This is a genomic window from Pseudoalteromonas sp. 23_GOM-1509m (genome assembly GCF_000518425.1).
In the GTDB taxonomy this organism is placed as follows: Bacteria; Pseudomonadota; Gammaproteobacteria; order Enterobacterales; family Alteromonadaceae; genus Pseudoalteromonas; species Pseudoalteromonas tetraodonis.
The window spans coordinates 58,814-84,276 of record NZ_JADO01000016.1; the positions used below are offsets into that span (position 1 = coordinate 58,814).

At 40.8% G+C, this 25,463-nt stretch carries 15 protein-coding genes; 7 read left to right on the forward strand and 8 right to left on the reverse strand.

Features of this window, described 5'->3' with window-relative positions:
* Positions 1-43 precede the first annotated feature (43 nt).
* Positions 44-2,554 carry a zinc-dependent metalloprotease gene (locus tag N523_RS0107435; protein WP_028834708.1) on the reverse strand — a complete coding sequence of 837 codons (2,511 nt, stop codon included), beginning with the start codon at positions 2,552-2,554 and terminating at the stop codon, positions 44-46.
* A 292-nt stretch (positions 2,555-2,846) separates the two neighbouring features.
* Between N523_RS0107435 and N523_RS0107440 the strand changes: the two genes are divergently transcribed.
* The 4 genes from N523_RS0107440 (at position 2,847) to N523_RS0107455 (ending at position 10,247) form a co-directional block, all read left to right on the forward strand.
* Positions 2,847-4,025, forward strand: coding sequence for an efflux RND transporter periplasmic adaptor subunit (locus N523_RS0107440; RefSeq protein WP_028834707.1), 1,179 nt, complete (start codon positions 2,847-2,849; stop codon positions 4,023-4,025).
* A gap of 13 nt (positions 4,026-4,038) precedes the next feature.
* Entirely contained in the window at positions 4,039-7,170 is a 3,132-nt protein-coding gene (locus tag N523_RS0107445; protein ID WP_028834706.1) for an efflux RND transporter permease subunit, read from the forward strand.
* A gap of 277 nt (positions 7,171-7,447) precedes the next feature.
* Positions 7,448-8,023 (forward strand): hypothetical protein, encoded by a 576-nt coding sequence (locus N523_RS0107450; protein ID WP_013466224.1) that lies wholly within the window; start codon positions 7,448-7,450, stop codon positions 8,021-8,023.
* A gap of 151 nt (positions 8,024-8,174) precedes the next feature.
* Positions 8,175-10,247, forward strand: coding sequence for a S9 family peptidase (locus N523_RS0107455; RefSeq protein WP_028834705.1), 2,073 nt, complete (start codon positions 8,175-8,177; stop codon positions 10,245-10,247).
* Positions 10,248-10,311: 64 nt separating this feature from the next.
* Here N523_RS0107455 and N523_RS0107460 read toward each other — a convergent pair whose 3' ends face one another.
* Positions 10,312-10,785, reverse strand: a complete 474-nt coding sequence (locus N523_RS0107460) for a Dps family protein (RefSeq protein WP_008112861.1) — start codon at positions 10,783-10,785, stop codon at positions 10,312-10,314.
* Positions 10,786-11,184: 399 nt separating this feature from the next.
* Between N523_RS0107460 and N523_RS0107465 the strand changes: the two genes are divergently transcribed.
* The gene (locus N523_RS0107465) at positions 11,185-11,394 is read left to right on the forward strand and encodes a hypothetical protein (protein WP_016899028.1); all 210 of its coding nucleotides are present in this window, start codon (positions 11,185-11,187) and stop codon (positions 11,392-11,394) included.
* On the opposite strand, the gene N523_RS0107470 is transcribed toward N523_RS0107465, so the two are convergent.
* Together N523_RS0107470 and N523_RS0107475 are read right to left on the reverse strand one after the other, a co-directional pair.
* Positions 11,391-11,996 (reverse strand): PGAP1-like alpha/beta domain-containing protein, encoded by a 606-nt coding sequence (locus N523_RS0107470; RefSeq protein WP_028834704.1) that lies wholly within the window; start codon positions 11,994-11,996, stop codon positions 11,391-11,393. The genes N523_RS0107465 and N523_RS0107470 overlap by 4 nt on opposite strands.
* A 449-nt stretch (positions 11,997-12,445) precedes the next feature.
* The gene (locus tag N523_RS0107475) at positions 12,446-12,982 is read right to left on the reverse strand and encodes a YaeQ family protein (protein ID WP_028834703.1); all 537 of its coding nucleotides are present in this window, start codon (positions 12,980-12,982) and stop codon (positions 12,446-12,448) included.
* A 91-nt stretch (positions 12,983-13,073) separates the two neighbouring features.
* On the opposite strand from N523_RS0107475, the gene ylqF reads away from it, so the two are divergent.
* Positions 13,074-14,018: a ribosome biogenesis GTPase YlqF gene (gene ylqF / locus N523_RS0107480; protein ID WP_013466219.1), complete on the forward strand. Its 945-nt coding sequence runs from the start codon at positions 13,074-13,076 to the stop codon at positions 14,016-14,018.
* A gap of 425 nt (positions 14,019-14,443) precedes the next feature.
* Positions 14,444-17,899: a PAS domain-containing hybrid sensor histidine kinase/response regulator gene (locus N523_RS0107485; RefSeq protein WP_028834702.1), complete on the forward strand. Its 3,456-nt coding sequence runs from the start codon at positions 14,444-14,446 to the stop codon at positions 17,897-17,899.
* A 104-nt stretch (positions 17,900-18,003) separates the two neighbouring features.
* Here the strand turns inward: N523_RS0107485 and N523_RS0107490 are convergent, their stop codons facing one another.
* The 4 genes from N523_RS0107490 to N523_RS0107510 form a co-directional block, all read right to left on the reverse strand.
* Positions 18,004-19,548, reverse strand: coding sequence for a tetratricopeptide repeat-containing sulfotransferase family protein (locus N523_RS0107490; protein ID WP_028834701.1), 1,545 nt, complete (start codon positions 19,546-19,548; stop codon positions 18,004-18,006).
* 71 nt (positions 19,549-19,619) lie between these two features.
* Positions 19,620-22,016 (reverse strand): TonB-dependent receptor, encoded by a 2,397-nt coding sequence (locus N523_RS0107495; protein WP_016899050.1) that lies wholly within the window; start codon positions 22,014-22,016, stop codon positions 19,620-19,622.
* A gap of 369 nt (positions 22,017-22,385) precedes the next feature.
* On the reverse strand, positions 22,386-23,048 hold the full coding sequence (locus N523_RS0107505; protein WP_010392247.1) for a response regulator transcription factor: 663 nt from the start codon (positions 23,046-23,048) through the stop codon (positions 22,386-22,388).
* 102 nt (positions 23,049-23,150) lie between these two features.
* Complete coding sequence (locus N523_RS0107510; RefSeq protein ID WP_028834700.1) at positions 23,151-25,439, reverse strand: TonB-dependent receptor; 2,289 nt, start codon at positions 25,437-25,439, stop codon at positions 23,151-23,153.
* Between the last annotated feature and the right edge of the window lie 24 nt (positions 25,440-25,463).

A 25,463-nucleotide genomic window follows, 5' to 3' on the forward strand; every position in this document is an offset into this window, starting at 1 on the left:
AAAAAGGCCACGTATGACGTGGCCTTGGTTTACTCAGTGTTATTTATGCTTCTAGCGCTTTGCTAATTAAGCGGTCGATATATTTTTTATGTGCTTTGGTTGCGGTATCAGCGCCCCATGCAACCTTTTTATCGGCTATTTGAGTTAGCTGATATAGCGCGGCTGTTTTCGCTAAGTTATCGTATTTACTTGCTTTTTCTAGGCCTGCAATCGCAATTAACTGATTAACATATTCAATCTGTAAATTATGACTGACTGAATTAGCGGTTTTACTATCAACAAAGATACTTGCAGTTAAATCCTCCATAAATTGCATAAGGCTGTATTCATTACCATATAAAGCAGTATCTGAAATACGCAGTAACACAGCAGGATGTAGTAGTTGCGCTAGTACACTCTTTTGCATACCTAAAATCATTTTATGCGGTTTAGGGTCTTCGTTTTTACCGTAATGATTAAACCCACGACGCTGCTGCTGCATAAAGTTATACAATGGCTGCATGCTTTGCAGTACATTTGGAGCAAACACATACTCAGCTAAAATAGCCATTGCTTGGGTTTGACGCTCAAGTGGTACCGGTGTAAAAGGCTTTGCTGCATTTTCATCGCCCACGACGGCACGCTCTACATACACGCCACCAATTTGACGAGATACCACGCCTGCTTGTGCACGATACTGGCCAAATAGGCTGTTAGCTGAAGTAACAAGCTGTTGGTAAGACTCACCTTTTACTGTAGCTTTGTCTTTAAGTTCTGAAAAGAGTGTATTGATCAGTGCCATTCTATCTGCGCCGTAAGCTGCAGGGTTAGACGACAAGTCACCTATCATCACGCGAGGGTCTATGTGGCGGCCAGGGGCACGCATGTCGTCGGCATCGTTACCAAAGGAAAGCGCATGTTCGCTTGAGCGAGCGAGTATTTTATCAAGGCGAGCTTGCTCTGCAGCTTCATCTTTAAGCGCTGCGCTGTAGCCGTAATTTATTGCCCAATCATCGTATGGACCTGGTTTAGTTTGGAAAATATCGCCTTGAGTCACACCCGTTGGCGCTATATTTGCTGGCGCATAGTCCATTACCGAGCCGGTAACTATGCCTTGGGTTTTACTTTTGTCGTGAACTTCTTTCTCATCCCACAAAATAGAAGACTTCATGTTGTGATTAAGGCCTAGAGTATGCCCTACTTCATGTAAAACCAGCTGAGTTAAGCCTTGGCGTAACATTTGGGTATCTTCAATATCAGCGCCATTTGCTAAGCCCTTGGCCATTATTAGGCTTTGCTGTAATTCATGACCTAAAGAGCAATTGAGTTCTGAATAGTTGGTTGGCTGTGTATGGCTCATCGTGCCTTGAGTATACAGTGTGTCGTATATCCAGCGGTTTTTCATAAATACAAACTCAAGCATAATGTCTGAGCCTAAAATTTCACCGGTTAACGGGTTCGCTAATGCTGGCCCATACCCACCAAACGGTGGTTTGGGTGATGAAGTCCAACGTAGTACGTTATAGTTAATATCGCCGGCATCCCAATCGGCATCGTCAGGTTGTATTTTTACTTCGAGCGCATTTTTAAAGCCTGCTTTTTCAAATGAGGTGTTCCAAGCAAGTACGGCATCACGCACGGTGTCACGCCATTCAACCGGTGTGGTGTTTTCTATCCACCAGGTAATCGGTTTTACTGGTTCTGAAAGTGCAGCGTTTGGATCTTTCTTTTGTAAATCCCAGCGCTTAATGACATCTTGGTATGGCGCCCAGTCGGTTGACGTCATTTTATCAAACTGATTGGTGAAATAACCAATACGTGCATCATCAAAGCGAGGTTGGTAATTGTTTTTTGGTAAAGCCACAAATGAATGTTGTACTTTTACCGACACACTTCGGGGGTCGCTTATCGCACCTGAACCTCGAACGGTTGGGCTGCTATTGGTAAAAACATAATCAACAACCACATCTAGGTTGTTAGGGTATGGGCGCTGTTTGATGATGCGTGATTTTTTATCGTCTAATTTACCTACTTTAAAACGCTTTTTAGCATTTTTATCGTTCGGGTTAGGCGTAGGAGACACTTTATGTAGCGCTTCACTTAAAAAAAGCTTATTTACATTAAAGGCTATTTTACCTTCTTCTTGTTTTTCTATTTTTATACTTGCAAGCACGGCTTCGCTGATATTAGCTTCACTGGCTTTGGCAAGTGCGCTATTTTCGTTAAATAAGTAGCGAGGGGTTTTACTAATAATATCAATACGATCAAAGTATTTTCTAAATTCAATCAGCTTTGTTTCACGATACGACCCACGAAAATGACCCGCATCAGTTACACCATCAATGGTATGCGCAAAGTACACAAAGGGCGTATCGAGCTGTGACTCATTTATCACCATTAAGTGATCGCCGGTTTTTTCATCTTGGTAAAGATTAAAAATACCCGCAAATTCGGTTTGCCCTTTAATCATTTCAGTTAATGTTTGTGGTTTCTTTTCTTCTTTTTTTTCTGCTGCAACAGCATAGCTGCCACTAAGCGCTATACTCAGCGCCAAGGTAAGTGTGGTTAATTTCATCGTTTAGTCTTTTTTAGTTGTTAATGTAATTTTACTGTACGGTGTGTCATGCTTTTTCGCACAGTATGATTAATAAATACTAACCTAAAGTGATTAGCTTTATGATTTATAATGGTAAAAGATTGTAACAATACATTTATAAAGCGGCTTAACAGTGCTTTTGACTTACCTTTTATTTGCTGAAGAAGACCTTATTTATACCTTTTTGTAACAGTTGCTTACAAATGTCACGTTAATGTTTCATTAAGCTTTGGTATCATAGTGCTAATAGTAATTTGGGAGAAATAAACAGATGCAAGGTAATGTACTTAGATGGGCTTTTCCATTTGTAGCACTGGCATTAGGTGTTGCTGGTTTTGTTGCAATTAATGCGATTGCAAAAGAGTCAGACAAAAAAGAAGTCATAGACACTCGACCAACGGTGCAAGTTGAAGCCGTTTCCGCTAACGATCATCAAGTTATCATTAATAGTTATGGTGAAGTGCAGCCACTAGAAAATACCCAACTTTCAGCGCAAGTGTCAGGTGAAGTTGTCAGCTGGCATCCAAGCTTTGTGGCGGGTGGTGTTGTGGGTCGCGGCGAAACCTTATTTACTATTGAAAAAGATAACTACGAGGCTGCGGTATTGCAAGCTGAAGCTGAACTTGCCCGCGCTCAAGCGATGTTAATTGAAGAGCAAGCGCAAGCCAAAGTCGCAGAAGACGAAGCAAAACGTTTCCCAAATAAAGCACGTACAGATTTATTTTTACGCAAACCACAAGTGCTGAGTGCGCAAGCATCAGTTAAGTCGGCGCAAGCAGCATTAAAAAGAGCCCAACGCGATTTAGACAATTGTGAAATCACCGCACCTTACGATGCATTAGTGGTTAGTCGGAATGTGGGGGTTGGCCAGTTTGTTAGTATGGGCGCTCAAGTTGCTGAGCTGAATAATATTGAAACCGCTGAAGTGATTATTCCGATCGCTGGCTTTGACAGTGTGTTTTTACCTGAGCGCGTTAAAGGGGTAACGGCAACCGTTATCAAAACAGGATTCAATGGGTTTACTCGCCAAGCAGTAATAGACCGCGATTTAGGGATTGTTGATAACGCGACTCGCATGAGCAGTTTAGTGGTAAGAATTGAAGATCCTTACGGACTGACTAATCAGCAGCCTGCAATTAAATTTGGCACTTATGTACAAGTAAACTTTGCCGGCACTATGCTCAATAATATTTATCGTTTACCGCAAGAGTTAGTAAATAACCAAACCGTGTGGATAGTTAATGATGAGCAACAGTTAGAGCCGCGTAAAGTAAAAGTGATTCGTGAAGAAGGCGAATATTTTTATATTAGCGATGGCTTACAAGCCAACGATAAGCTCGTTACCACCTTACCGGAATACCCTCAAAAAGGCATGGCAGTAAAAATAGCCGGTTTAACAGAGACTAAAAATACAGATGCAGCAGAAAATGCATCCACTGAAAAACTTTAAGGTAGGGTGAGTTATGAATAACACAGAACAGCCCAATACAACCAAACAAACAGGGTTAATTGCTTATTTTGCTAACAACTCTGTTGCTGCCAATTTAATGATGTTTTTTATTATTGTAATGGGGCTTATAAGCTACTTTACCATTCAGCGACAAATGTTCCCTAATATAGAAGTTAACTATATTACTGTAAATGCAAACTACCCGGGGGCGTCGCCACAAGAAATTGAAGAAAGTATCTTAATAAAAATTGAAGAGTCGCTAAAAGATATAACTGAGATAAAAAAAGGGGTATATCGCGCTTTTCGTAATGGGGGTTCTGCCAGCCTTGAAATTAATACTGACGCAGAGCTTACCGACGTTCTCGATAAGGTAAAACTGCGAGTAGATGGTATCGCGACTTTTCCTGCAGGAATGGAGCCGGTTACCATTAGCCAAATAGAGTTTCGCCAAGATGTAATTGGCATGACGCTCGTTGCCGACCTACCGCTAAATGAGCTTAAGCCAATCGCAAATCAGGTTGAAGATGAACTCTTGCAGTTATCGAATGTATCTTTAGTGGTAAACGATGTGCCACTGGATGAAATTGCCATAGAAATAGAACCCGATACATTGCGCCAATATAATTTAACCTTATCGGATGTAGCGAACGCGGTACGTCGTTATTCGGCTAACTTTTCAGCCGGACAATTAAAAACTGATGCGGGTGTTATTTCGGTTCGAGTAGAAAATCAGTTTTATTCTGGTGAAGAGTTTAGGCAAATTCCGGTAAAAATTGGCGCCAATGGTGCCAAAGTGTTGCTACAAGATATTGCTATAATCAAAGATCAGTTCGTTGAAGGTGAGCGTTACTTTAAATTTAATGGCGAAAACGCGGTTTATTTATCGGTAAAAGCCACCGAAGATCAAAACATTATTCCGGTGGCCGATTCGGTTAAAGCGTATATTGATAAAAAAAATAAAGAACTGCCATTGGGTGTACGTATAGAGCCGCTAATGGACTTTACTTACTATCTAAATGCACGCTTAGACATGATGAAAGCTAATTTGCTGCAAGGTGCAATTTTAGTCGCTATTATGCTTTCGTTATTTTTACGTTTTAAGCTCGCACTGTGGGTAATGATTGGTTTACCAGTGTGCTTTTTAGGTGCGATGATGCTGATGCCGTTATTTGGTATCACAATTAATATTGTGTCTTTATTTGCCTTTATTATGGTGCTGGGGATTGTGGTGGACGATGCCATTGTCATAGGTGAAAGTGCCTACACCGAAATAGAAAAAAAAGGCGGCGGTGTTGTTAATGTGGTTAATGGCGCTAAACGAGTGGCAACCCCTGCCACCTTTGGTGTACTAACAACCATTGCGGTATTTGCGCCGTTTACGCTTTCAAGCGGCCCTGAAAGTTCCTTTTTTATAGGTATTTCAGTGGTGGTGATTTTATGTTTAATATTTAGCTTGATTGAATCTAAGCTGATATTACCGGCGCACATTGCGCATACTCACTTTTCTCCTATTAACCCTGACGGTTGGCGAGCACGCTTTAATAAGCGCTTTTTTGGCTTTGTAAATGGGCCGTATAGGCAGTTTATTGTTAATTGTATAAAGTGGCGTTGGACGGTGCTGTTTAGTTTTATTGCGCTACTAATTTTCACCTTTGCGTTAATATCGTCAAATCAGGTGAGAATGATCCCATCGCCTAAAGTGCCGCATGACTTCCCGCAAATTAATGTTGAGATGAACGATAACGTATCAGACATCCAAACTATTAATGCTATTCGCCAAATCGAAGCCATGGTGCTTGAAATAGATAAGCAAACCGAGCGCGAAGAAGGGCAAAAGATGATTCGCGATGTATTGGTATTTAACCAAGGTCGTACAGAGGCGCAGTTATTAGCGCCATTGGTTGATGAAGATTTACGCCCTTATAATGCCTTTGAGCTTTCGCGCCGCTGGCGTGAAGCGATGCCTAATATTGCGGGCGTTAAATCGTTAACTATTCAGGATGATGTTGGCGGTGGAGGTGGCGGCGGTAACGGTGAGTTTGGTTACTTACTGTATGGCTCTGATATCGATACATTGAATGAAGCAGGGCGTCGCTTTATTGGATTATTGCAGCAGCAAGAAGGCTTATTTGATATAAGCTCTACCATTGACCCTGCTAGCAAAGAAGTACAAATGAGCTTAAAACCAGTCGCCTTTGACTTAGGGTTAGATTTGGCCTCAATTGCAAATCAAGTCGGTGCCAGTTTTTATGGTGGCGAGGCGCAACGTGTTATTCGTCGCGGTGAAGAAGTACGGGTGATGGTACGTTACCCTAAGCTTACTCGCGAAGCGTTTTCATCGCTTAAACACGCGGTTATCACTACGCCCCAAGGCAAAGAAGTATTGCTAGGAGATGTGGTTGAGCTAACTGAAACCCCTGGTATTAGTTATATTCGTCGTGAAGGCGGTTATCGCACTGTTTATGTGTATGGCAACATTGATGAGGAAGTGATTGAGCCAGGCGAAGTGGTTAAGCAAGTAAAAGAAAATTTACTACCACAACTGTTGGACGAATACCCAAGTGTTAAGTCAGAACTAGGTGGCGCAATTGAAGAACAACAGGCGCAAGCTAATGAGCAACTGCTATTTTTTGCTGGTGGTATGATTTTAGTTTATATACTACTTGCCGTACCGTTAAAAAGTTACTCACAACCTCTCATTGTAATGTCGGTTATTCCATTTAGTTTAACGGGGGCAATATGGGGTCATTTTTGGTTTGGTTTAGATATTAGCTTAATGTCGGGCTTTGGTTTAATTGCTGCTGCAGGGGTGGTTATTAACGACTCCTTAGTGATGACTGATTTTATTAATCAGGCGCGTCGTGCTGGTATCAGTATAAAAGATGCGGTTATTGAAGCAGGCTGTGCACGCTTTAGGCCCATATTACTTACCTCAATTACGACCTTTGCAGGGGTATTGCCGATTATGTTTGAAACCAGTTTACAAGCCAAATTTGTAATACCTATGGCGGTAGCTCTGGGCTTTGCGGTTATGTTTGCAACACTGATCACCCTTATTTTGGTGCCGTGTTTGTATATTATTTTAACCGACATAGGCGCGCTATTTAAGCGCCCGTTCGCAAGTAAAAAAGCGAGCGTAAGTTAACATCACCCAGATCATGTAGCTGAAAAAAGCCAACCGTTTATAAAGCGGTTGGCTTTTTTGTTTTATGCTCATTAGTGCAAACTTTAGTATTGTTTTTAAACTCTGGTTACATTCTTTTGTTTGATTATTGCAACATTGCGAATTACAATCAGTCGGTATTGGTATTACACAATGGTTTTTAACCTAATACTTTAGTTAACGCATATTAGCTCATGAGCTAGTTTGCCTGTTGAAAGCCATATGATATGGGCGACGTTTGACTCTTTAAGGTGTTGCAGTGTTTATACATTCATCATTAACATGTGGAGAATGGTTAACTATTGGCTGTCTTGGGCTCGATCAGTATAGCCAGCTCTTTGTTGGTGATACGGTTAGTGTGAGCTTTTACGATGAGCATGGCGAATTAACTCAGCTAGCGTTTGATTATGAAATACTCTCTCCAGAGCAGGGCGAACCGCATGCTTGGAGTTTGCTGGTGGTTGAGCATATTAATATGCATATTCCGCTTGTGTGCGCTGGTAGAATGACAGAGCAAGGATTGGTGGTTGCGTACCGACATAACAAAATATTTGCACTTGAAAGTAGTGGTATTTGTAGCGCGGTGGTTCACTTTAATCGCGCTGAAAAAAATAAAAAATTAATCACAGTCAATAGCCTTGGATACGACGCGGTTTATCCTCAAAATGGCGATATGTACAGTGCGGGCACCAAAGTATTACAGCCAAAAACAGGGCATATATACCAGTGTAAGGCATGGCCATTTAGTGAGTTTTGCCGTGTGAATGAGAATAGCGCTATGTTTGAGCCAGGCGTTGGTGAAAGCTGGGCGATGGCTTGGCAGCAAATACAGTAAATCAACTTCCCTTAGGTATAACGACAACAATAAAAATTCTCGTAGTTTTTAGTTATCGAATTTATACCGCTTTAGCCCACTCAACTATGAGTGGGCTTTTTTATTTTTATGATAAACTGACCGCCATTGTTATTTTTTAAGCGGTTTTTTTGTGTCTTCTTCTGATTATTCTTTAAGCTTATTACCTAATTTCCCTGTTGCTAAAAAGCAAGCTCATGCGCTGACTACTCATGCTAAAACACGCAGTGATGATTATTATTGGATGCGCGATGATGAGCGAAAAAATGCCGATATACTCGCACATTTAGCGCAAGAAAATACCTATTGTGATGCACAATTAGCTGCCATTAAGCCACTACAAAATACATTATTTGACGAGCTTAAAGGTCGTATTGTAAAAGACGATAACACTGTACCGGTAAAAGACGGCCAGTATTGGTATCACTCAGAGGTTCGCGGAGATGATGAATATGCGCGTCATTATCGCAGCCGCAGTATGGCAATGGTTGATAAAGAACTACTACTTGATGTTAATGAACTTGCCAATGGCTATGAATTTTATGAGTTAGGGGAAGTGGCACTGAGCCCCAACGAGCAATTAATGGCTTACTCTGAAGATACCGACGGCAGACGTATATACACAGTACGGTTTAAAGATTTAAGCAGCAATAAAATGCTCGACGATGTACTTGAGATTACCGAGGGGCAAGTGGTTTGGGCGAACGACAATAAAACCGTATTTTATGTAAAAAAGGATTTAAAAACCTTATTGGGTTATCAAGTTTTTAGACATGAACTAGGGACTGAGCAACACCAAGATGTACTGGTATACGAAGAGCAAGACAGCAGCTTTTTTATGGGCTTAGGTAAAAGCCGTGATGAAAGCTTAATTATTATTGATTTGGCGAGCACAGAAACTAACGACATGTGGGTGCTTGATGCCAATCAACCGCAAGGTGAGTTTACCGCTTTAATGCCGCGCGAAGAGGGGCATGAATTTGATATCGATAAGCTTGGTGATATTTTTTATATAGTAACTAACTGGCAGGCCAAAAACTTTAGATTAATGACCGCAACAAGCGACACCATTGCTGATAAAAACCAGTGGCAAACACATACCCCTCATCGTGAAACTGTATTATTAGAAGGCGTTGAACTATTTAACGACTTTTTAGTGCTTAGCGAGCGCGAACAAGGCCAAGCACGCTTTGTTGTGGTTAATAAAAACGGCGAGCGAATGAACCTTGAGTTTGATGATCCTTGTTATTACGCCGCTATTGCGATGAACCCAGAGCCAAGTGTAACCCATGCACGCATTTACTATTCAAGCTTAACAACGCCAGGTTCGCTCTATAATGTTGATTTAACCACAGGCGAAAAAACCTTACTTAAACAACAAAAAGTACTCGGTGATTTTAACGCAGAAGACTACCAGTCAGAGCGGCTTATGGTAAGCGCTCGAGATGGAGTAAAAGTACCCGTGTCGTTGGTATATCGTAAAGATAGCTTTAACAAAGATGGCTCAAATCCGTTGTTTCAATATGGTTATGGCGCGTATGGGATCACCATAGATCCTAGTTTTTCGAGTACATCACTGAGTTTACTAGACCGTGGCTTTGTGTATGCGATTGCGCATGTGCGTGGAAGCGAAATGCTAGGACGTTCATGGTACGAACATGGTAAAAAACAGCATAAACAAAATAGCTTTAATGACTTTATAGATGTAACCAAAGCGCTCACTGAGCAAGGATATGGCAACAAAAGTAAAGTGTTTGCCTCTGGTGGCAGTGCTGGGGGGTTATTAATGGGAGCTGTGGTAAATCAAGCGCCTGAGCTTTACTGTGGAGTGGGCTGCCATGTGCCATTTTTAGATGTACTCACCACAATGTTAGATGAAAGCATTCCGCTTACAACAAATGAGTATGATGAATGGGGTAACCCAAATGACCCCCATTTTTACGACATTATTGAAGCGTATTCACCGTACGACAATATTAGTGCGCAACACTACCCCAATATACTGGTGACAACCGGTTTGCACGACTCACAAGTACAGTATTGGGAACCAATGAAATGGGTGGCTAAAATGCGTGAATATAAAACCGATGATAATATTTTAGTGTTTAAAACCGACATGGATGCAGGACATGGTGGGGCATCGGGTCGCTTTAAGAGCTTAGAGGAAAAAGCGCTAGAAATGGCCTTTTTTATCGCTTTGTCATAGCCCGTAAATGATTTTTACAAAAAAGCCTCAGTAATAACTGAGGCTTTCTATTTTTTAAAATAACTTAATCTAGGTAGGCTTTTAACATCCACACTAGTTTTTCTTGCTCTTTAATGTAGTCACTCATTAATGACGCGGTACCTTCATCATCAGCTTCAGCGGCTTGTGCAAGAATATCGCGCTGCATTTTAATTAAGCTGCTGTATCCGGCAAGTAAGTTCTCTACTGCGGTTACGCCATCGCTGATCCCTTTTGCTTCTTTAATTTCACTTACTTCTAAGTAATCTGAAAATGCATGTAGCGGTGCACCATCAAGCGTTAAAATACGTTCTGCGATTTCATCTACTTTTAACAGTAGTAAGTTATAAATTTCTTCAAACTTTAAATGTAATTCAAAAAAGTTTCGGCCTTTAATATTCCAGTGAAAACCACGCGCATTCATATATTGAATTTGATAGCTGCTTAAAAGCGTATTCAGTGACTTAATAATATCTTCACTTTTTGTACTGTTTAAACCAATTGCATTTACTTGCGACATACATTGCTCCTTAAAGAACCGTTTTATGAATTTGTTTACACCTTGCTCAATACAGTCAGTATTACCTAAGATGGTGTATTAATAAAATCGTTTATACATATTGGTGTCATAGCTAAAAGCTATCACCGTAGCTCGACTTTTTAAATAAGTTAGCTAACGCTGTTCAATAGATATGGGTTGTGTTTATAAAAATACTACCTTGAGCAGCGAAATTGTTTATTTTGTGAGTACAAAATATGATCTAAAACAAGCTTTTGACAGGCGCAGCGCACACTTATTTTATTTATTGATGTAGGTCAAAAAACGCTCATAAGTAAAGCGCATAATCACTATAACCCAACTTGATAGGGATCACTTTATTGAGTTAAGGGGCTACTTGATTAGATGCGGAGAGAAATTATGGAAGCTAAAACACGTAAAGAAAATAAAGCTGAACTCATCGTTATTGGTATTGCTTTGCTAGGGTTTGTATTAGGGTTAGTTGCGCACTTAGCGGGTGCAAGTTTTGCAAACTCTGATGCCTTTGGCTATATTGCTGCACCAATGCCCTTAGTGCTAGGTATTATATTTTTGATCAGCTACAAAGTGGCGGCTGCAGCCGAGGACTAAATGTCCTCATTCAAGCGCTCAAGAATATAATTAACGACTTGGCGTGAGTAAATCATACTGGTATGGCTTAAGTGAAATACCTTATGTTCGGCCATACCCTTTAGCTTGGTTTCATCTAGTAATACGGTGCCATCAGAGCGGCTGCCTTTTACAATGAGTGGCATTAAGCCAATCGGTAAGTCGCCGGCAATGCTATATAGCTTGGCTTTAAAAGGCCAATCACCATTCTTAGAGAGTAAAAACTCAACGCTATTTTTTAATAATAGCTCGAACCCTTTTTGCTGCATTTTTTCAGCAATATGGCTGCCAGTATGTGGCGTTCCTAAGGTGATTACCTTTTCAACATGATGACTTGGCGCTGAGTTTGCCTCTAAATAGGCGCGAGCAACTAAGCCCCCCATAGAGTGACACACTAAAGCAGAAGGCTCGTTGCCAATAAATTCATCTATTTGCGAAAAAATAGCATCCCGATTAGGGTCACGCGTATTGTAGGTTAGGTTTAAAACTTTCACCCCCGACTCCTCCAAGCGTGAGCACAACGGGCGCATCACCAAGCCAGACATATATAAGCCATGTAAAACAATAACGTGTTTAACTTTCATACGCCCCCTAATACCAATTTTATTAAAAACATGATCATTCTAGCGTATTAAATAATCCGCTACCTACGTTAAAAATTATTTATATAGAACAACTATATGTCACAATTTTCGCCTTGTTACCGACTTATTTATTTGTCGCTATAATAGATAACTAATTTAATGTAATCAGGGTCTGTTGACCTTTCAAGGTTGAATTTGCAGCAGTGTGTTTGGTATTTAGGCAAGGCAGAGCCTATGTGGTGTGGTTATTCCCCATAAATAGGCGATAACGCAGCATCAATGCCAAACATCCGTTGCCCTTCGGGTTCTGCCTAGGAGCGATTTACTCTTTGTTACTCGGTTTTTACTTAGCCCACTAGGTTACAAACCTCGCGCCGCGATTAAACCGCTCCTAGTTTGAACAAATTGTAATCCGCAAAGGTCAACAAACCCTAGTATAACTACCGCAATTACATTAATTGCTGAGGTTTTATCTCAATGTTAGTGGTGTCGGTATTAACCCAAACTTCACCATCTTGAATGGTAATTGCCAATTTAATATTACGATCAATCAACGCAGCTAATAGCTGAGTAGCAGCATAATCAAGACTAAAAATGCTTAAGTTTTTAAACTCATACAATTTAGGCTGATGCTTTTGCCACCAAATAGCTTGGTTATTCTCGCCATAGGTATATAAAATTACTTTTTTAGCTTTATTACAGGCTTTTTTAAGGCGCTTTTCATCTGGTAACCCCAGCTCAATCCACAGCTCTATTTCTTCACTGTAATTGACATGCCAAAGCTCCGGCTCATCATCAGCGCTTAACCCTTTGGTAAACTCTAAACCATCACAGCTATTAAGTGCAAAAGCGAGTAAGCGGATCATCAACCGCTGACCTGTTTCTGATGGGTGTTGTGCCAAGGTCAGGTTAAAGTCTTGGTATACGTGACGGTCCATATCGCTAAGCGATAACTGCGCCTTCATGATGGTAGATTTGAGAGCCATAGTGTCTTATATGAAAAAATTTGCGTCAGTATAGCGCAATTAAATGAATTGCCAGTTAAAATAGCTACAAATTATATGTTAGGAGTTAAAAATGGCTATCCAGTGGTTCCCTGGGCACATGAATAAAGCCCGAAATGAAATTAAAGAAATAATGCCACAAATGGATGTGATCATTGAAGTGCTAGATGCGCGCATTCCTTACAGTAGCGAAAACCCGATGGTGGCTACCTTACGAGAAGGTAAGCCGGTCATCAAAATTCTCAATAAAGCCGATTTAGCTGATCCTAAAATGACGCAAACCTGGAAAGACTATTTTGAGCAAGAAAATGGCGTAAAAGCCATTGCGTTTGGTAACGATAAAGCCGCAGAAGTGCATCGAATTAATGAGCTGTGTAAAAAGTTAGTGCCGCATAAAGTCGGTGCCGATAAGCAAATTAAAGCCATGATCATGGGTATTCCTAACGTAGGTAAATCAACACTCATTAATGTGCTTGCTGGGCGTATAGTGGCTAAAACGGGTAACGAGCCCGCAGTTACTAAGGCGCAGCAACGTATTAAACTTGATGATGGCATTATGCTTTACGATACGCCAGGGATGCTGTGGCCAAAAGTAGAGAACGAAAACTCAGGTTATCGTTTAGGCGCAACCGGTGCGATACGTGATACCGCTATTGAGTACGAAGAAGTGGCAAGTTACACCGCTGAGTATTTATTGCATGCTTATCCTGAGCTTTTAAAAGCGCGCTATAAATTAGATGAACTGCCAGAAAGCGATTGGGAGTTTGTTGAAATGGCGGGTAAAAAGCGCGGCTGTATTCGCGGTGGTAACCAAATCGATACGTATAAAATGTCGGAAATTCTAATTAATGAATTACGAGATGGCATTATTGGTCGTATTACCATGGAAACACCTGCCATGCGTGAAGAAGAAGAAATAATGGTGGCTGAATTGCGCGCGGCAGCAGAGGCGAAAAAGCAAGCCAAAGAAGAAGAGAAAAAACAACGCCGAGCACGTGCACGAAAAAACCGTCGTTAATTTATAAAAGCGCAGGTTAAGGCCTTACGCACTAAATTACAGACATAAAAAAAGCCCGTAAGGGCTTTTTTAGTTTCATATCTACCGTCACCGATATGAGCAATGTAGCAAGTAAATGAGTAGGGCGGAAACAGGTCATAAACAGCAAGGGGCGTTGTGGTTTATAACAGGTTTCCATAGCTGTTAACGTGCGCCACACGTTGTTTCAGGGTCGAGAAACAAATGAACTTTTCCGTCACAAGAAGTATGCTTCGTCTTGTTGATAGTGATTATCAATTAGATTTAAATAACTGTCAATACCTAAATGCAAATAATTCTTATTTTACCTTTTTGTTCATTTATAGCACTAAAGTAAGGGCTGCTTTTTGCTACACATCCCCTTATGCTAAGTTAAGTATTATAAAAATAATAACAAGAACAAAAATATGTTTTCAATTTGGTTTATTAGCCTTATTGCTGTGGTGTATCTAGGGATATTATTTGCAGTTGCGGGCTGGGCGGATAGGCGTAAGGTACTTCCTTTCAAAGGTTTAACCTACGGGCTGTCATTGGGTGTTTATTGTACCTCATGGGCTTTTTACGGCACCACAGCACAAGCGGCTAGTAATGGCTGGTGGTTGGCACCTACCTATGCGGGCACGATTATATTATTTATTTTTGGCTGGCAGCTGTATTGTCGTATTGCGCATATTTGTCGACAGCAAAAGCTTACCTCTATGGCTGACTTTATTGCTACTCGCTATGGGCAGTCGTCGAGTTTGTCAGGGCTTATCTCACTTATTTCAGTGATAGCAATTGTACCGTATATTTCTTTACAACTTAGTGCGACCGCACAAAGTATTAATTTACTCACCGACCGAGCCCCCACTCAAAGTAACCAAGTATGGGCAGACAGTACGTTTTATATTACGTTATTGCTGGCTTTATTTGCTATTTTATTTGGCGCTCGCAGGCTTAAGCCCAGTGAGCATAACCCCGGGTTAATTGCCAGTATCGCCTTTGAATCAATTGTTAAGTTACTTGCCTTTATTGCGGTGGGCTTGTATGTGTGTTTTTCTATATTTGATAGCCCTATAGCTCTGTATGAACAGGCGCAAGCGCTAAACATACCAACACACGTTGCCGCGACTCAAAGCCCCGTTTATGTCTATGTTGCACATACCTTGTTGGGGATACTAGCAACGTTATGTTTGCCGCGTCAGTTTCATATGAGCTTTATTGAAAACAATAACAATAATGAGCTGGCAACTGCTCGCTGGTTATTTCCGTTGTATTTATTACTGATCAACTTATTTATTTTACCTATAGCTTACGCTGGGCTGGTTTATTTTAGTGATAGTAGCGTTGGTCAAGATACCTTCGTATTAGCGCTGCCAATGGCGACAGATAATAGCGGGGTAACCTTACTGGCCTTTTTAGGTGGCTTTTCAGCGGCCACAAGTATGGTGATTGTGTCGGCAATTGTGCTGTCGGTGATGATCACTAATGATTTTATTAATCAGTTTATTTTGCGTCGCTCACAGTTAACGTCAAGCAGCCGAGGATTGGATAAAAACAACTTATTGCATGCGCGTAAAATTGTAATTGTACTTATTTTATTACTCAGCTATTTCACTCATAGAGTGCTGGCAGAAACCACCACTCTTGCAACCGTTGGGCTTATGTCGTTTACCTTGGTTGCACAATTTGCTCCTGCGATGATTATTGGTTTATGGTGGCGCCACGCATCGTGTCGTGGTGCACAGCTCGGTATTTTAAGTGGCTTTGTAATTTGGGGTTACACTTTACTGCTACCTAATTTAGCCAGTGGTTTTGGCAGCCAAAGTAGTTGGTTAATAGAAGGGCCATGGCAAGTTGCTTGGTTAGCGCCCACTAATTTACTTTCATTGAATTTAGAAAGTATTAGCCAATCATTACTGTTGTCGTTAGGGGTTAATACGTTAGTGTATTTGCTTGTACCACTATTTAGTCGTGCAACGCTTGCTGAGCGCCTGCAAAGCAATAAGTTCATATCTCAATTAAACGACTCGCGATTAAACACCACATTACAGCCACTCAATTATGAAGATTTAGGGGCATTATTACAGCGTTTTGCTGAAAAAGACGCGAGCCATTCTTTAGTGCAGCAGTATTTTCCGCATGACAAAAGCCAATGGAAACGGATTGCTAATGTTGAGCTTGAGTTATTAGTTGAGCGTGAAATGTCAGCGGTTATTGGTGGTGCATCAGCACGGCTAATTTTAGATGTAGCGAAAAATGAGCAGCGCCAGCCTTTAGAGCAAGTTGCTGAGTTTGTCGATGAAGCTAGCCAAGTGCTTAAATTTAATCGTGATTTACTGCAATCTACCATTGAAAACATTCAACAAGGGATTAGCGTAGTTGATAGTGAGTTGCGTTTGGTGGCATGGAATCAAGGCTATAAGCACATGTTTAATTACCCCGATAGTGCTTTGTATATAGGTCGACCCGTTGCCGATATTATTCGCTTTAACGCTGAGCGAGGCTTATTTCGTGGTGAGGATATTAATACAGAAGTCGATAAGCGTTTAGCTTATTTAAAACAAGGCAGTGCGTATAAATATCAACGCGCACATAGTGATGGCAGAGTATTTGAAATGCAAGGAAATCCCTTGCCTGGTGGCGGGTTTGTAACGACCTACACCGACATAAGTGAGTTTGTAAAACAACAAAAAGCACTCACCGAAGCGAATGTTAGTCTTGAAGAAAAAGTGGCTACGCGCACTGCAGCATTAACACAGGCTAACCAAGCGCTTTCTAAAGCTAAGCAAGTAGCAGAGCAGGCAACAGTAAGTAAAACGCGTTTTTTTGCCGCGGCGAGTCACGATTTATTGCAGCCATTTAATGCCGCAAGTTTATTTTGTTCGCTAATGAACGAAAAAGCCCAAGATACTGAGCTTAAAGATCTAGCTATGAATATTAAAAATTCCTTAGCAAGTGCAGAAGAGCTACTTTCGAGTATTTTAGAGTTAACTAAACTCGATTCAGGTTCGTTTAAAGTACAGTTAACGGAATTTAATGTGAGTAGTTTAATAGAGCCACTGCGTAATGATTATTTAGCACTAGCTCAAGAAAAAGGCCTCAGTTTTATCGTTGAGTCGTGCGATGCGCGAATTTATACCGACAAAGCATTACTTAAGCGTGTACTAAGAAACTTACTTAGTAATGCTATACGCTACACAGAGTATGGTGAAGTACGTTTAAAAGTTTTACTTGATGAACATCATGTATCGTTTGTGATTGAAGATACAGGCATAGGCATTGCTACCAGTGATCAGCAGAGTATTTATCAAGAATTTAAGCAGCTGGGCGATAAACCTAACGCCGAGGGATTAGGATTGGGGCTTTCTATCACCAAACGTATTTGTGATTTATTAAATATTCCTTTGGTAATGGGCTCTCAGCTTAATAAAGGCACTCAATTTACTTTAACCATGCCATGCAAACCTAGTTTAAAAACACCAGCCACTGCGCATGTACCTGCCAATTCAGAAACTGAATTGGGTCGTTTATGTATTTGGCTTGTGGATAACGATCGTAATGTACTTGAAGCGCTAAAACAGTTGCTAGAAAACTGGGGCTGTGAAATTGCCACCGCCACTAACTTAATTGAACTTGAGCAACTCAAAGCAGAAAATACACTACCACAACTACTTATTGTTGATTATCAATTGGATGATGGTGTAACGGGGCTTGAGGTGATTGAACAAGCAGGATTAATGACGTTGCCTGCCATTGTTAATACTGCAAACCACGATGAGCAAATACGCGAGCGCGTACTCGATGCAGGTTATCCTTTATTGTACAAACCACTTAAAGCACCGGCATTAAAAAGAATGATAAAACGACTGACTTTACTTTAAGGCAAGTGGGTTAATAACACACCAGAGCCTTGTTTTTCATGATTTTTAGCTATGTTTGAATCACTAATTGCGGGTGAAAGGCATGACTTGCTAATTATTATCGATTAATTAAACTTACTCGATAACATATCACAGGTTTGCTGATAATGTTGCCAGTAGCCAATACTCTTACTATTGAGTGGTTGGCGAATTTGCACTTTGCTAGCAGTAGCCGAGGCGCTGTTGCTTTTATAAAACGCTAAGCAGCTGGGCTGCCATTGTAAATTACAAAAATTAAATAATGTTTGAGTTTGCAAGGTGGCATCTGTTACTAGCTCTTCATAGTGTTGAATCATTACATTATTAGGATACTTTTTCTGAAAGTGGTTGATAAGTAACTTATAATCTTGATAAAAATGAGCAATATCTTGTAAGTCATAGCTGTAATGATGAAATGCACTGTGCGGGCTATATAGCTGCCTGTAATTTGCAATACAGCTATCCACAGGATCGCGCAGCATACAGACTATTTTTGCCTCTGGAAACGCAGCTAAAATAAAATCAATAAAGTAAAAATTAAAGGGTTGCTTGTCACAGCTTCTAGGTGAAGTCATCATGCTTTCGCAGCGCGATTGGTAGCCATTTAAGGGGTTATCAAGCTTAAGCTTTTGAAATGCCTGCTCAATCATACGGATATCTAAAACATGTTTTGACGCCGCAGTGCTTTGTAGTAACTGTGCAATGTCATTTAGCTCCCCAAGGCCGGTCACCTCGGTACTTTGATTAATAATTTTTTCTACTAATGTGGTACCAGAGCGAGGCATACCCATGACAAATATGGGTGAGAAGTCAGCGTTTTTTGCTGTTAATTGAATCTTTTCACTTAATGCTATTAATTGTTGGCAAAATATTTGGTGTTTGCTGGCTTCATAGTTTATCTGATGTTTTATAGCCAATTTACTATCACGAAAGTAACTAAAAGCTTGTTCATAATCACCAATATGTTCGTGATTTAGTGCCAAACTGTGATAAATCATTTGCTGTTCTGTTGCAGTTAAGCTACTACTAAGTCGTTTTTTTAGCTCGGTAATGTGTGTTTTTGCTTCAGTTGAGGTATTTAGTTCTGCAAGAGAGTAATGTGCTTGTAAGTAACTTGGCTCGCGTTTTATAAGCGCTAATAATAGCGTTTTTGCGTGATCTAATTGGCCATTTATTTTATAGGCAATGGCTAAGTTGTAATTAATTTTGGGGTGTATAGGTGCGGCTTCATAAGCTATTTTTTGCCATGCTAAAGCATGTTTATAGTCACCAAGTCGAGTCGCTATATTAGCTAAGGTATCCCACTCTAGAGGCCCATAACCTTGATACTTGATAGCTTCCTGATAGTAACTGGTCGCCATTGTTACGTCACCCTTTAGTATCATTAGCTTAGATAAATGCAGCACATATAAAGGATGGTTATTGATTGTTAAGGCTTTTTCTATCAGTTGTATGGCTTTGTAGTTGTCGCCTGCAGCAATATTCACTTCGGCTAGTAGGTAATAGCAAAAATGGTCTGTCGCATCGTACTGTAATTGCTTAACTAGCAGTTGGTGAGCGGCGGATAACTGGTTATTGTTTATTGCTGTAAATACCTGTGTTTTTAACTGATGTTGATGTGCTGTTAGCATAAATAACCTTAACGAGAGGTAATAATAAAGCCTTGCTGATTATCAACAAGGCTTTTAACTATCGCTCAGTTTTATAGTTCAAAGTTATAAGTAAACTTCATACCAATAGTGCGAGGCGTTGTTGTATAGTGAGCGTATACGCGTTGTAATTCAGGTAACGCTTTATTAGCGCCAGAGGTCGACATACCAGCCCATGACTTATCACGGCGTACCGAAGTAAAAGCATACTTATCGAACAGGTTGTCGATATATAATGTAGCTGACCACATATCACCTGTTAACTTAGCTGATAAGTTGCTTAATGAATAGCCAGCTAATGTCTCACCATCGTCTCTTAAGCCCACTTTGGTAATCATATCGCTTTGTGCAGTCATACCGTAGTTAACGCTCAGTAGTTTATCGTCGAGCACATCTTGCTCATAACGAAGGCCGAATGAAAACTGATGCTCAGGGGCGCCGGGTAATCGATCCCCATTCATAGCGCCAATGCCAATACCAAATAAATCTGGTGCATCTTCAGTTAGTTCTGCTTTTGCATAAGCGTAAGTCGCGTAAGCTGTCCAGTGATCGCCAATGATTGCACGAGATGAAATTTCTACGCCTTTTGAGTTTGCTGAGCCTGCATTTGATGTAATAAGCTCTTGGCCATTAACAGTAGAGCTACCGACTTGGGCGTCATTCCAGTCAACATTAAAGAGTGCAGCATTAAAGTGCAATCGATTTCTGAGCCAGGTTGATTTAAAGCCAAGTTCATAGTTTACCGTGGTATCAGCCTTATAGTCTTCTTCACTTGGAAGAGCACAAACAATTTGCTGTTCTGGTAACACATCTGGACACGGCGCAATACCATTACCGCCACCAATTCGAAACCCTTCACTGACAGTAAAGTAAGCGAGTACACCAGAATCAAACGTATAGTTTGCATTAAACTTAAATAGATTACCGTTATCATTGGCGCTAACATTTTCCATCTCAATTTGGTCAAGAGACGAGAAATTGCCAGAATAAAGTGGTGTAGCTGACCCTGCATTGGTGGAGATATCATATTCATATAAACGCGCGCCCAAAGTGATATCAAACTGATCAGTAAAGCTATAGCCAGCCTCACCAAATAATGCTTTTTCTGTTATTTCTGAATTACTAAGGGCGATATATTCTAGATCTTTTTGTACGTTCGCAATACCACCGCCCCAAAAGTCAGTTAAGCCTGGGGTATATTCGCGGTCATCTGATAAGTTTTCTTGCTTATTATAGTAGCCGCCTACAATCCAACTTAATGGGCCCTCTGAAGCCGATACTAAACGCAATTCTTGAGTGAAGTTATCTTGATCTGAAGTATCTAAAGTTTGACCAACAAATGCAGGAAAATCAGCGTAACCAGTCCAAATATCATAAAGTAAGTCGGTTTGATCTCGCTGCCCAGACTGCTCATAGCTTGACCAACCAGAGGCTGATACAAGTTCAGCAAAGCCTAAATCAGCTTTGATTTCTAAGCTAAGTAAATCGTTTTCTTGCTCGCCCGGTTCAAGCACGCGAGCTGCGTTTTCATATTTACCTACAGTACCTTGAAGTGCGCTGCTATTTGCTAATGCGCCATATTGTGACGTTGAGTTGCCGCCATTTTCTTGTTTTTGATAAAAGTAATTGAGTGTTGCATCAATTGATGAGTTTGGCTGCCAACGAACAGAAAAGCGTCCCGTAGTGATTTGCTCATCGTTAACGTCATTAACGCGTTGTAAGTTTTCATCAATATCATCTTGGTTTGTAAAATCTGGATTAGGGTTTGAGACCCCTGGGTTTCGTACTACGTATTTATAATCAATATAACCAGGTCTGTCATAATGATTAACGCTGGCACGAACGGCTAATACGTCATCGATAAGCGGGGTATTAAATACCAGACCAAACTCACCCCCAGTATCATCGCTTTCATTAATTGCGAATAAATCGCCACTCACGCTACCTTCAGTAATGTCTAATTGTGGTTGCTTTAATAAATAGCGTATAGCACCACCTAAAGTACCAGCACCATATAAGGTACCTTGCGGGCCAATTAATACTTCGACTCGATCAATATCAGTCAAGCGAAGATTAATATTAAGCGGTATTTCACCAACATAAGTAGCTACAGTGCCCCCATCAGAGCCGCGATCTGACGAGTTAGTATTTAAACCTCGAACAATAATTGGAGAGCCTTCACGACCACCTTGATCTGAAACTGTTAGGCCTGGGACCCAACGAGCTACATCTTCTAAATCACCAATGTTTTGATCCTTTATGACATCACTATTAAGCGCTGTAATATTTAAAGGAGCCTCTTGAATTGAACCTGAGCGACGTGTAGCAGTAACCTCAATCTGTTCAATTTCTTTATCAACTTTAGGCTTTTCTTCTGCTGAGGCATGATAAGAGGTGATTAATTGAGTTGTAATTGCGCAAGCAAGAATTTTTCTTTTAAACTTTTTCATTTTGACCCTGTGAATGTTTGTTTGATTATTGTTTTATACCAAGAAAGCATGTTAATGAAGTGTAATCAAGTGCGGTGAGTGCGGCTTTAAAATCAATATTCATTAATCTAGGGAGGTTATTCATTAAAAAGGTTTTTTCGGTGTTTTTTAGTTTTTTATTGCATAAAAATATCAACATGAAATTTTTTAAATTTGGTTTGTTTTTTGCAATTTTACATCATTTGTTAACTTTTTGGTTGGCGCGTTTGGTGGGCAGTACAGTCCGCATATGAGCCAGCTAGTTGCCAGTGCTAATGTATGTATTAATAATTTCAGCTAGACAGCCTTAAAAAAGATTATAAAGAAATACTTAAAGTGTATTAATTTATATTAGCTCGCCTCTAACTTACCAACTTGAGATAGCTGATTAAACAAAATGCCTGCTTGGGTACGGTTATACACATTCAGCTTTCGCAAAATGGCCGATACATGTTGTTTTATGGTGGTTTCTTGAATCGACATTTCAAAGGCAATTTGTTTGTTCAAGAGCCCGTCGGCTATCATCGCGAGTACACGGTATTGCTGTGGAGTGAGTTTTTCTAGGTTGCGGGCAAAATTGCTCTGTTCGTCATTAACAACCACATCAGTTAAGTCAATATCTGTTGGCAACCAAGAGTCTCCATTGAGTACATGTTCAATGGCTTCACTGATCACATCAAGGGATGATGACTTTGGAATATAGCCTGCAGCACCTAAGCTCATGGCTTGTTTTATGATAGTGGGGGTTTCGTTAGCCGATACCATAATAATTAATATATCAGGGTATTGATTTCTTAGTTGCGAGAGCGCTTGTAAACCATTGGCGCCAGGAATTGTTAAATCTAAAAATATCAGCTCTATCTCGGGGTGTGATTTTAATAAGCTAAATAACCCATCGATATCGCTGGTTTCTTTTATATATTGTTCTGGTACTGAAGTCGCTGCTGCTTGACGTAGCGCACTTCTGAATAAAGGGTGGTCATCAGCAATTATGGTATTCACAGCACAAGCCATTTCAAATAGTCTCCAATGCATTAAGTTATATGTGATTTTGCGATGTGAAACAAGGTTTGTCTGTGGGGATATACAGACAAACCTTAACGCTTAAATTAAATTTTAAAAACGATAGCCCACAGTGAGTGATATTGTGCGGGGGTCACCGTAATAACCAATTAAGGTATTATCGCCACCAAGACCCGGTGTGTATTTGCTGGTATCAGTTGGATCTGACGGGTCGGGTGCTACAAACTGGTAACCTCCAATCATGTATTCTTCATCGGTTAAGTTTTTACCATAAATACCCGCAGTCCAATGGCCATCTGCGCTATACCAAGTAACACCAATATTTAATAATCCGTAGGCGTCTTGTGTTAAGAGGCTATCTTCTTCGAACAGTGCGTAATCACCTCGGTGATAATAATTACCGTTTATAACGAAGTCGCCCATTTCTGTGTATAAACGATAGGTAGCGCCCAAGTTAAAAGTTAGATCTGGGGTGTTTGAAACACTAAAACGGTCTGATTTATCAAATGTTTCACCGGTATCAGGATTGGTATCAATTACATTTTCAAAACTACTGTCGATGTAACCTATTGACGCGTCAATAGTTAGTGCATCGTTTGCAACATAGCTAAGTTCTAATTCAACGCCATCAGACTTAGACTCGCCAATATTACCTAAGCGCTGGTTTAAATCGGCGGCGCTGTCACCGGGTAATACCGATATGTATTGACGGTCTTTATGATCAAGTGTGAATACAGTTAAATTTGCGCGTAAATTATCATTCCATTCGCTTTTCATGCCTAACTCAATAGAGTCAACCACTTCGGGCCTTGCTGCAGGTTCTGCTGTTGTAGCTCGTGGATTAAATGTCCCTGACTTAAACCCTTGCGAGTAACTAGCAAAAAACATGATGTCGTTATTATATTGATATTCAACACCCGCACGAGGCGTAAAGCGTGACCAATCTTCGCTGTCATCTAGTACCGTAGGCACGAGTTGTCCTTCTGGGCGAACATAACCCGGGATCCAACCTGATTCAGGGTAAACAATGTCAAAAATAAGACCATTATTTACAATCGCTTCTTTGCTGTCTTTGGTATAGCGAGCGCCAAGTGTCATTGACCATTTTTCATCAAAGTCGTAGCTTCCTTGTATATAAGCCGCTTTACTGGTGGAATTGCTGCAACCGCTTACTTCACGCGTAAGCCCTGGGGCACCTAAACTTTGACCAAGCACACCTAATATTGCTTCAAACTGGCCACACGATTCGCCATCATAGTAATAAAGCCCTGAGACCATTTTATAGTTATCGCCATTGTGATTTAGCTGCAACTCATGCGTGGTTTGTTCATCGTCATAAATGGCTGGAACATCAAAAATAGGTAAAGAGGTATTATCAAAGTCGATGTTAGTTGGTGAATAGCTCTCTCTTGTTGCTGCAACGTATTTAATACTCGTGTTTGCACTCATATCCCAACGAGCAGTTAAGCTCATACCTTCAAGCTCTACTTTGTTCCATGTAGGTAAACTAGTATAAGAGTCATACACGCTATCGGGTACAGGCGCATTCGTTAATAAGCTTGGAAGTAAGCGATACCCGCCTTTCGCGTTGGAGTCATCATCAGTTTTATCCCACGCGAAACGAAAGAATAAGTCATCCGTAGGGGTGTACTCTAACGTAACCCGTGCTGCGGTAACATCTTTGTTATAGTTTTCGCGGTCTTGATTATCAAGCGCTGACGTTAAAAATTCACCATAGCCATCACGGTTCAATGTGGCAAAACCAAAACCAACATAGAGTTTTTCGTCAATAAGCGGGAGCTGCCCAGTGACTTTTAAATCTTTTTGGCTGTAGCTGCCTACGGTGCCTTGAATATTTAGCGTTGCATCTCCGCTCATTTCTTTGGTGACATACTTTACTGCACCACCAATAGTGTTTTTGCCATATAGCGTACCTTGTGGGCCACGTAACACCTCAATTTGTTGTACATCAAGTAAGTCGAGCACGGCACCTTGCGGGCGGGCGATGTATACATCATCAATGTAAATACCTACGCCAGGTTCATAGCCCCAAAGCGGGTCTTGCTGACCTACACCGCGAATAAACGCAGTGATGGTAGAGTTAGTGCCTCGGCTTGATTGTAGCGTAGTGTTGGGTGAAAACTGCTGTACTTCAGTCATTACGCTGATGCCGTTTTCTGCTAATTCCTGTGCGCCAATTGAGGTCACCGCAACCGGAACTTCTTGTAAGTTTTCAACGGTTTTGCGAGCGGTTACTTCTATTCGCTCTAACTCTGCTTTTTTTACTTTAGGCGCTTGTTCAGCTGCCACACTTGTTGCACTTAATAAGGCGAGTGAAACAGCGAGTGTAACGGGTGTGATATTTTGTTTGAGCTTTATCATTGGTGTGTTCCTGTTGTTATTAGT

Bases quoted from the DNA above. Each gene is read 5' to 3' on its own strand.
- ylqF (WP_013466219.1), top strand. From the start codon at position 13,074: ATGGCTATCCAGTGGTTCCCTGGGCACATGAATAAAGCCCGAAATGAA.
- N523_RS0107495 (WP_016899050.1), bottom strand. From the start codon at position 22,016: ATGAAAAAGTTTAAAAGAAAAATTCTTGCTTGCGCAATTACAACTCAA.
- N523_RS0107445 (WP_028834706.1), top strand. From the start codon at position 4,039: ATGAATAACACAGAACAGCCCAATACAACCAAACAAACAGGGTTAATT.
- N523_RS0107510 (WP_028834700.1), bottom strand. From the start codon at position 25,439: ATGATAAAGCTCAAACAAAATATCACACCCGTTACACTCGCTGTTTCA.
- N523_RS0107460 (WP_008112861.1), bottom strand. From the start codon at position 10,785: ATGTCGCAAGTAAATGCAATTGGTTTAAACAGTACAAAAAGTGAAGAT.
- N523_RS0107475 (WP_028834703.1), bottom strand. From the start codon at position 12,982: ATGGCTCTCAAATCTACCATCATGAAGGCGCAGTTATCGCTTAGCGAT.
- N523_RS0107435 (WP_028834708.1), bottom strand. From the start codon at position 2,554: ATGAAATTAACCACACTTACCTTGGCGCTGAGTATAGCGCTTAGTGGC.
- N523_RS0107440 (WP_028834707.1), top strand. From the start codon at position 2,847: ATGCAAGGTAATGTACTTAGATGGGCTTTTCCATTTGTAGCACTGGCA.
- N523_RS0107490 (WP_028834701.1), bottom strand. From the start codon at position 19,548: ATGCTAACAGCACATCAACATCAGTTAAAAACACAGGTATTTACAGCA.
- N523_RS0107485 (WP_028834702.1), top strand. From the start codon at position 14,444: ATGTTTTCAATTTGGTTTATTAGCCTTATTGCTGTGGTGTATCTAGGG.
- N523_RS0107470 (WP_028834704.1), bottom strand. From the start codon at position 11,996: ATGAAAGTTAAACACGTTATTGTTTTACATGGCTTATATATGTCTGGC.
- N523_RS0107465 (WP_016899028.1), top strand. From the start codon at position 11,185: ATGGAAGCTAAAACACGTAAAGAAAATAAAGCTGAACTCATCGTTATT.
- N523_RS0107505 (WP_010392247.1), bottom strand. From the start codon at position 23,048: ATGGCTTGTGCTGTGAATACCATAATTGCTGATGACCACCCTTTATTC.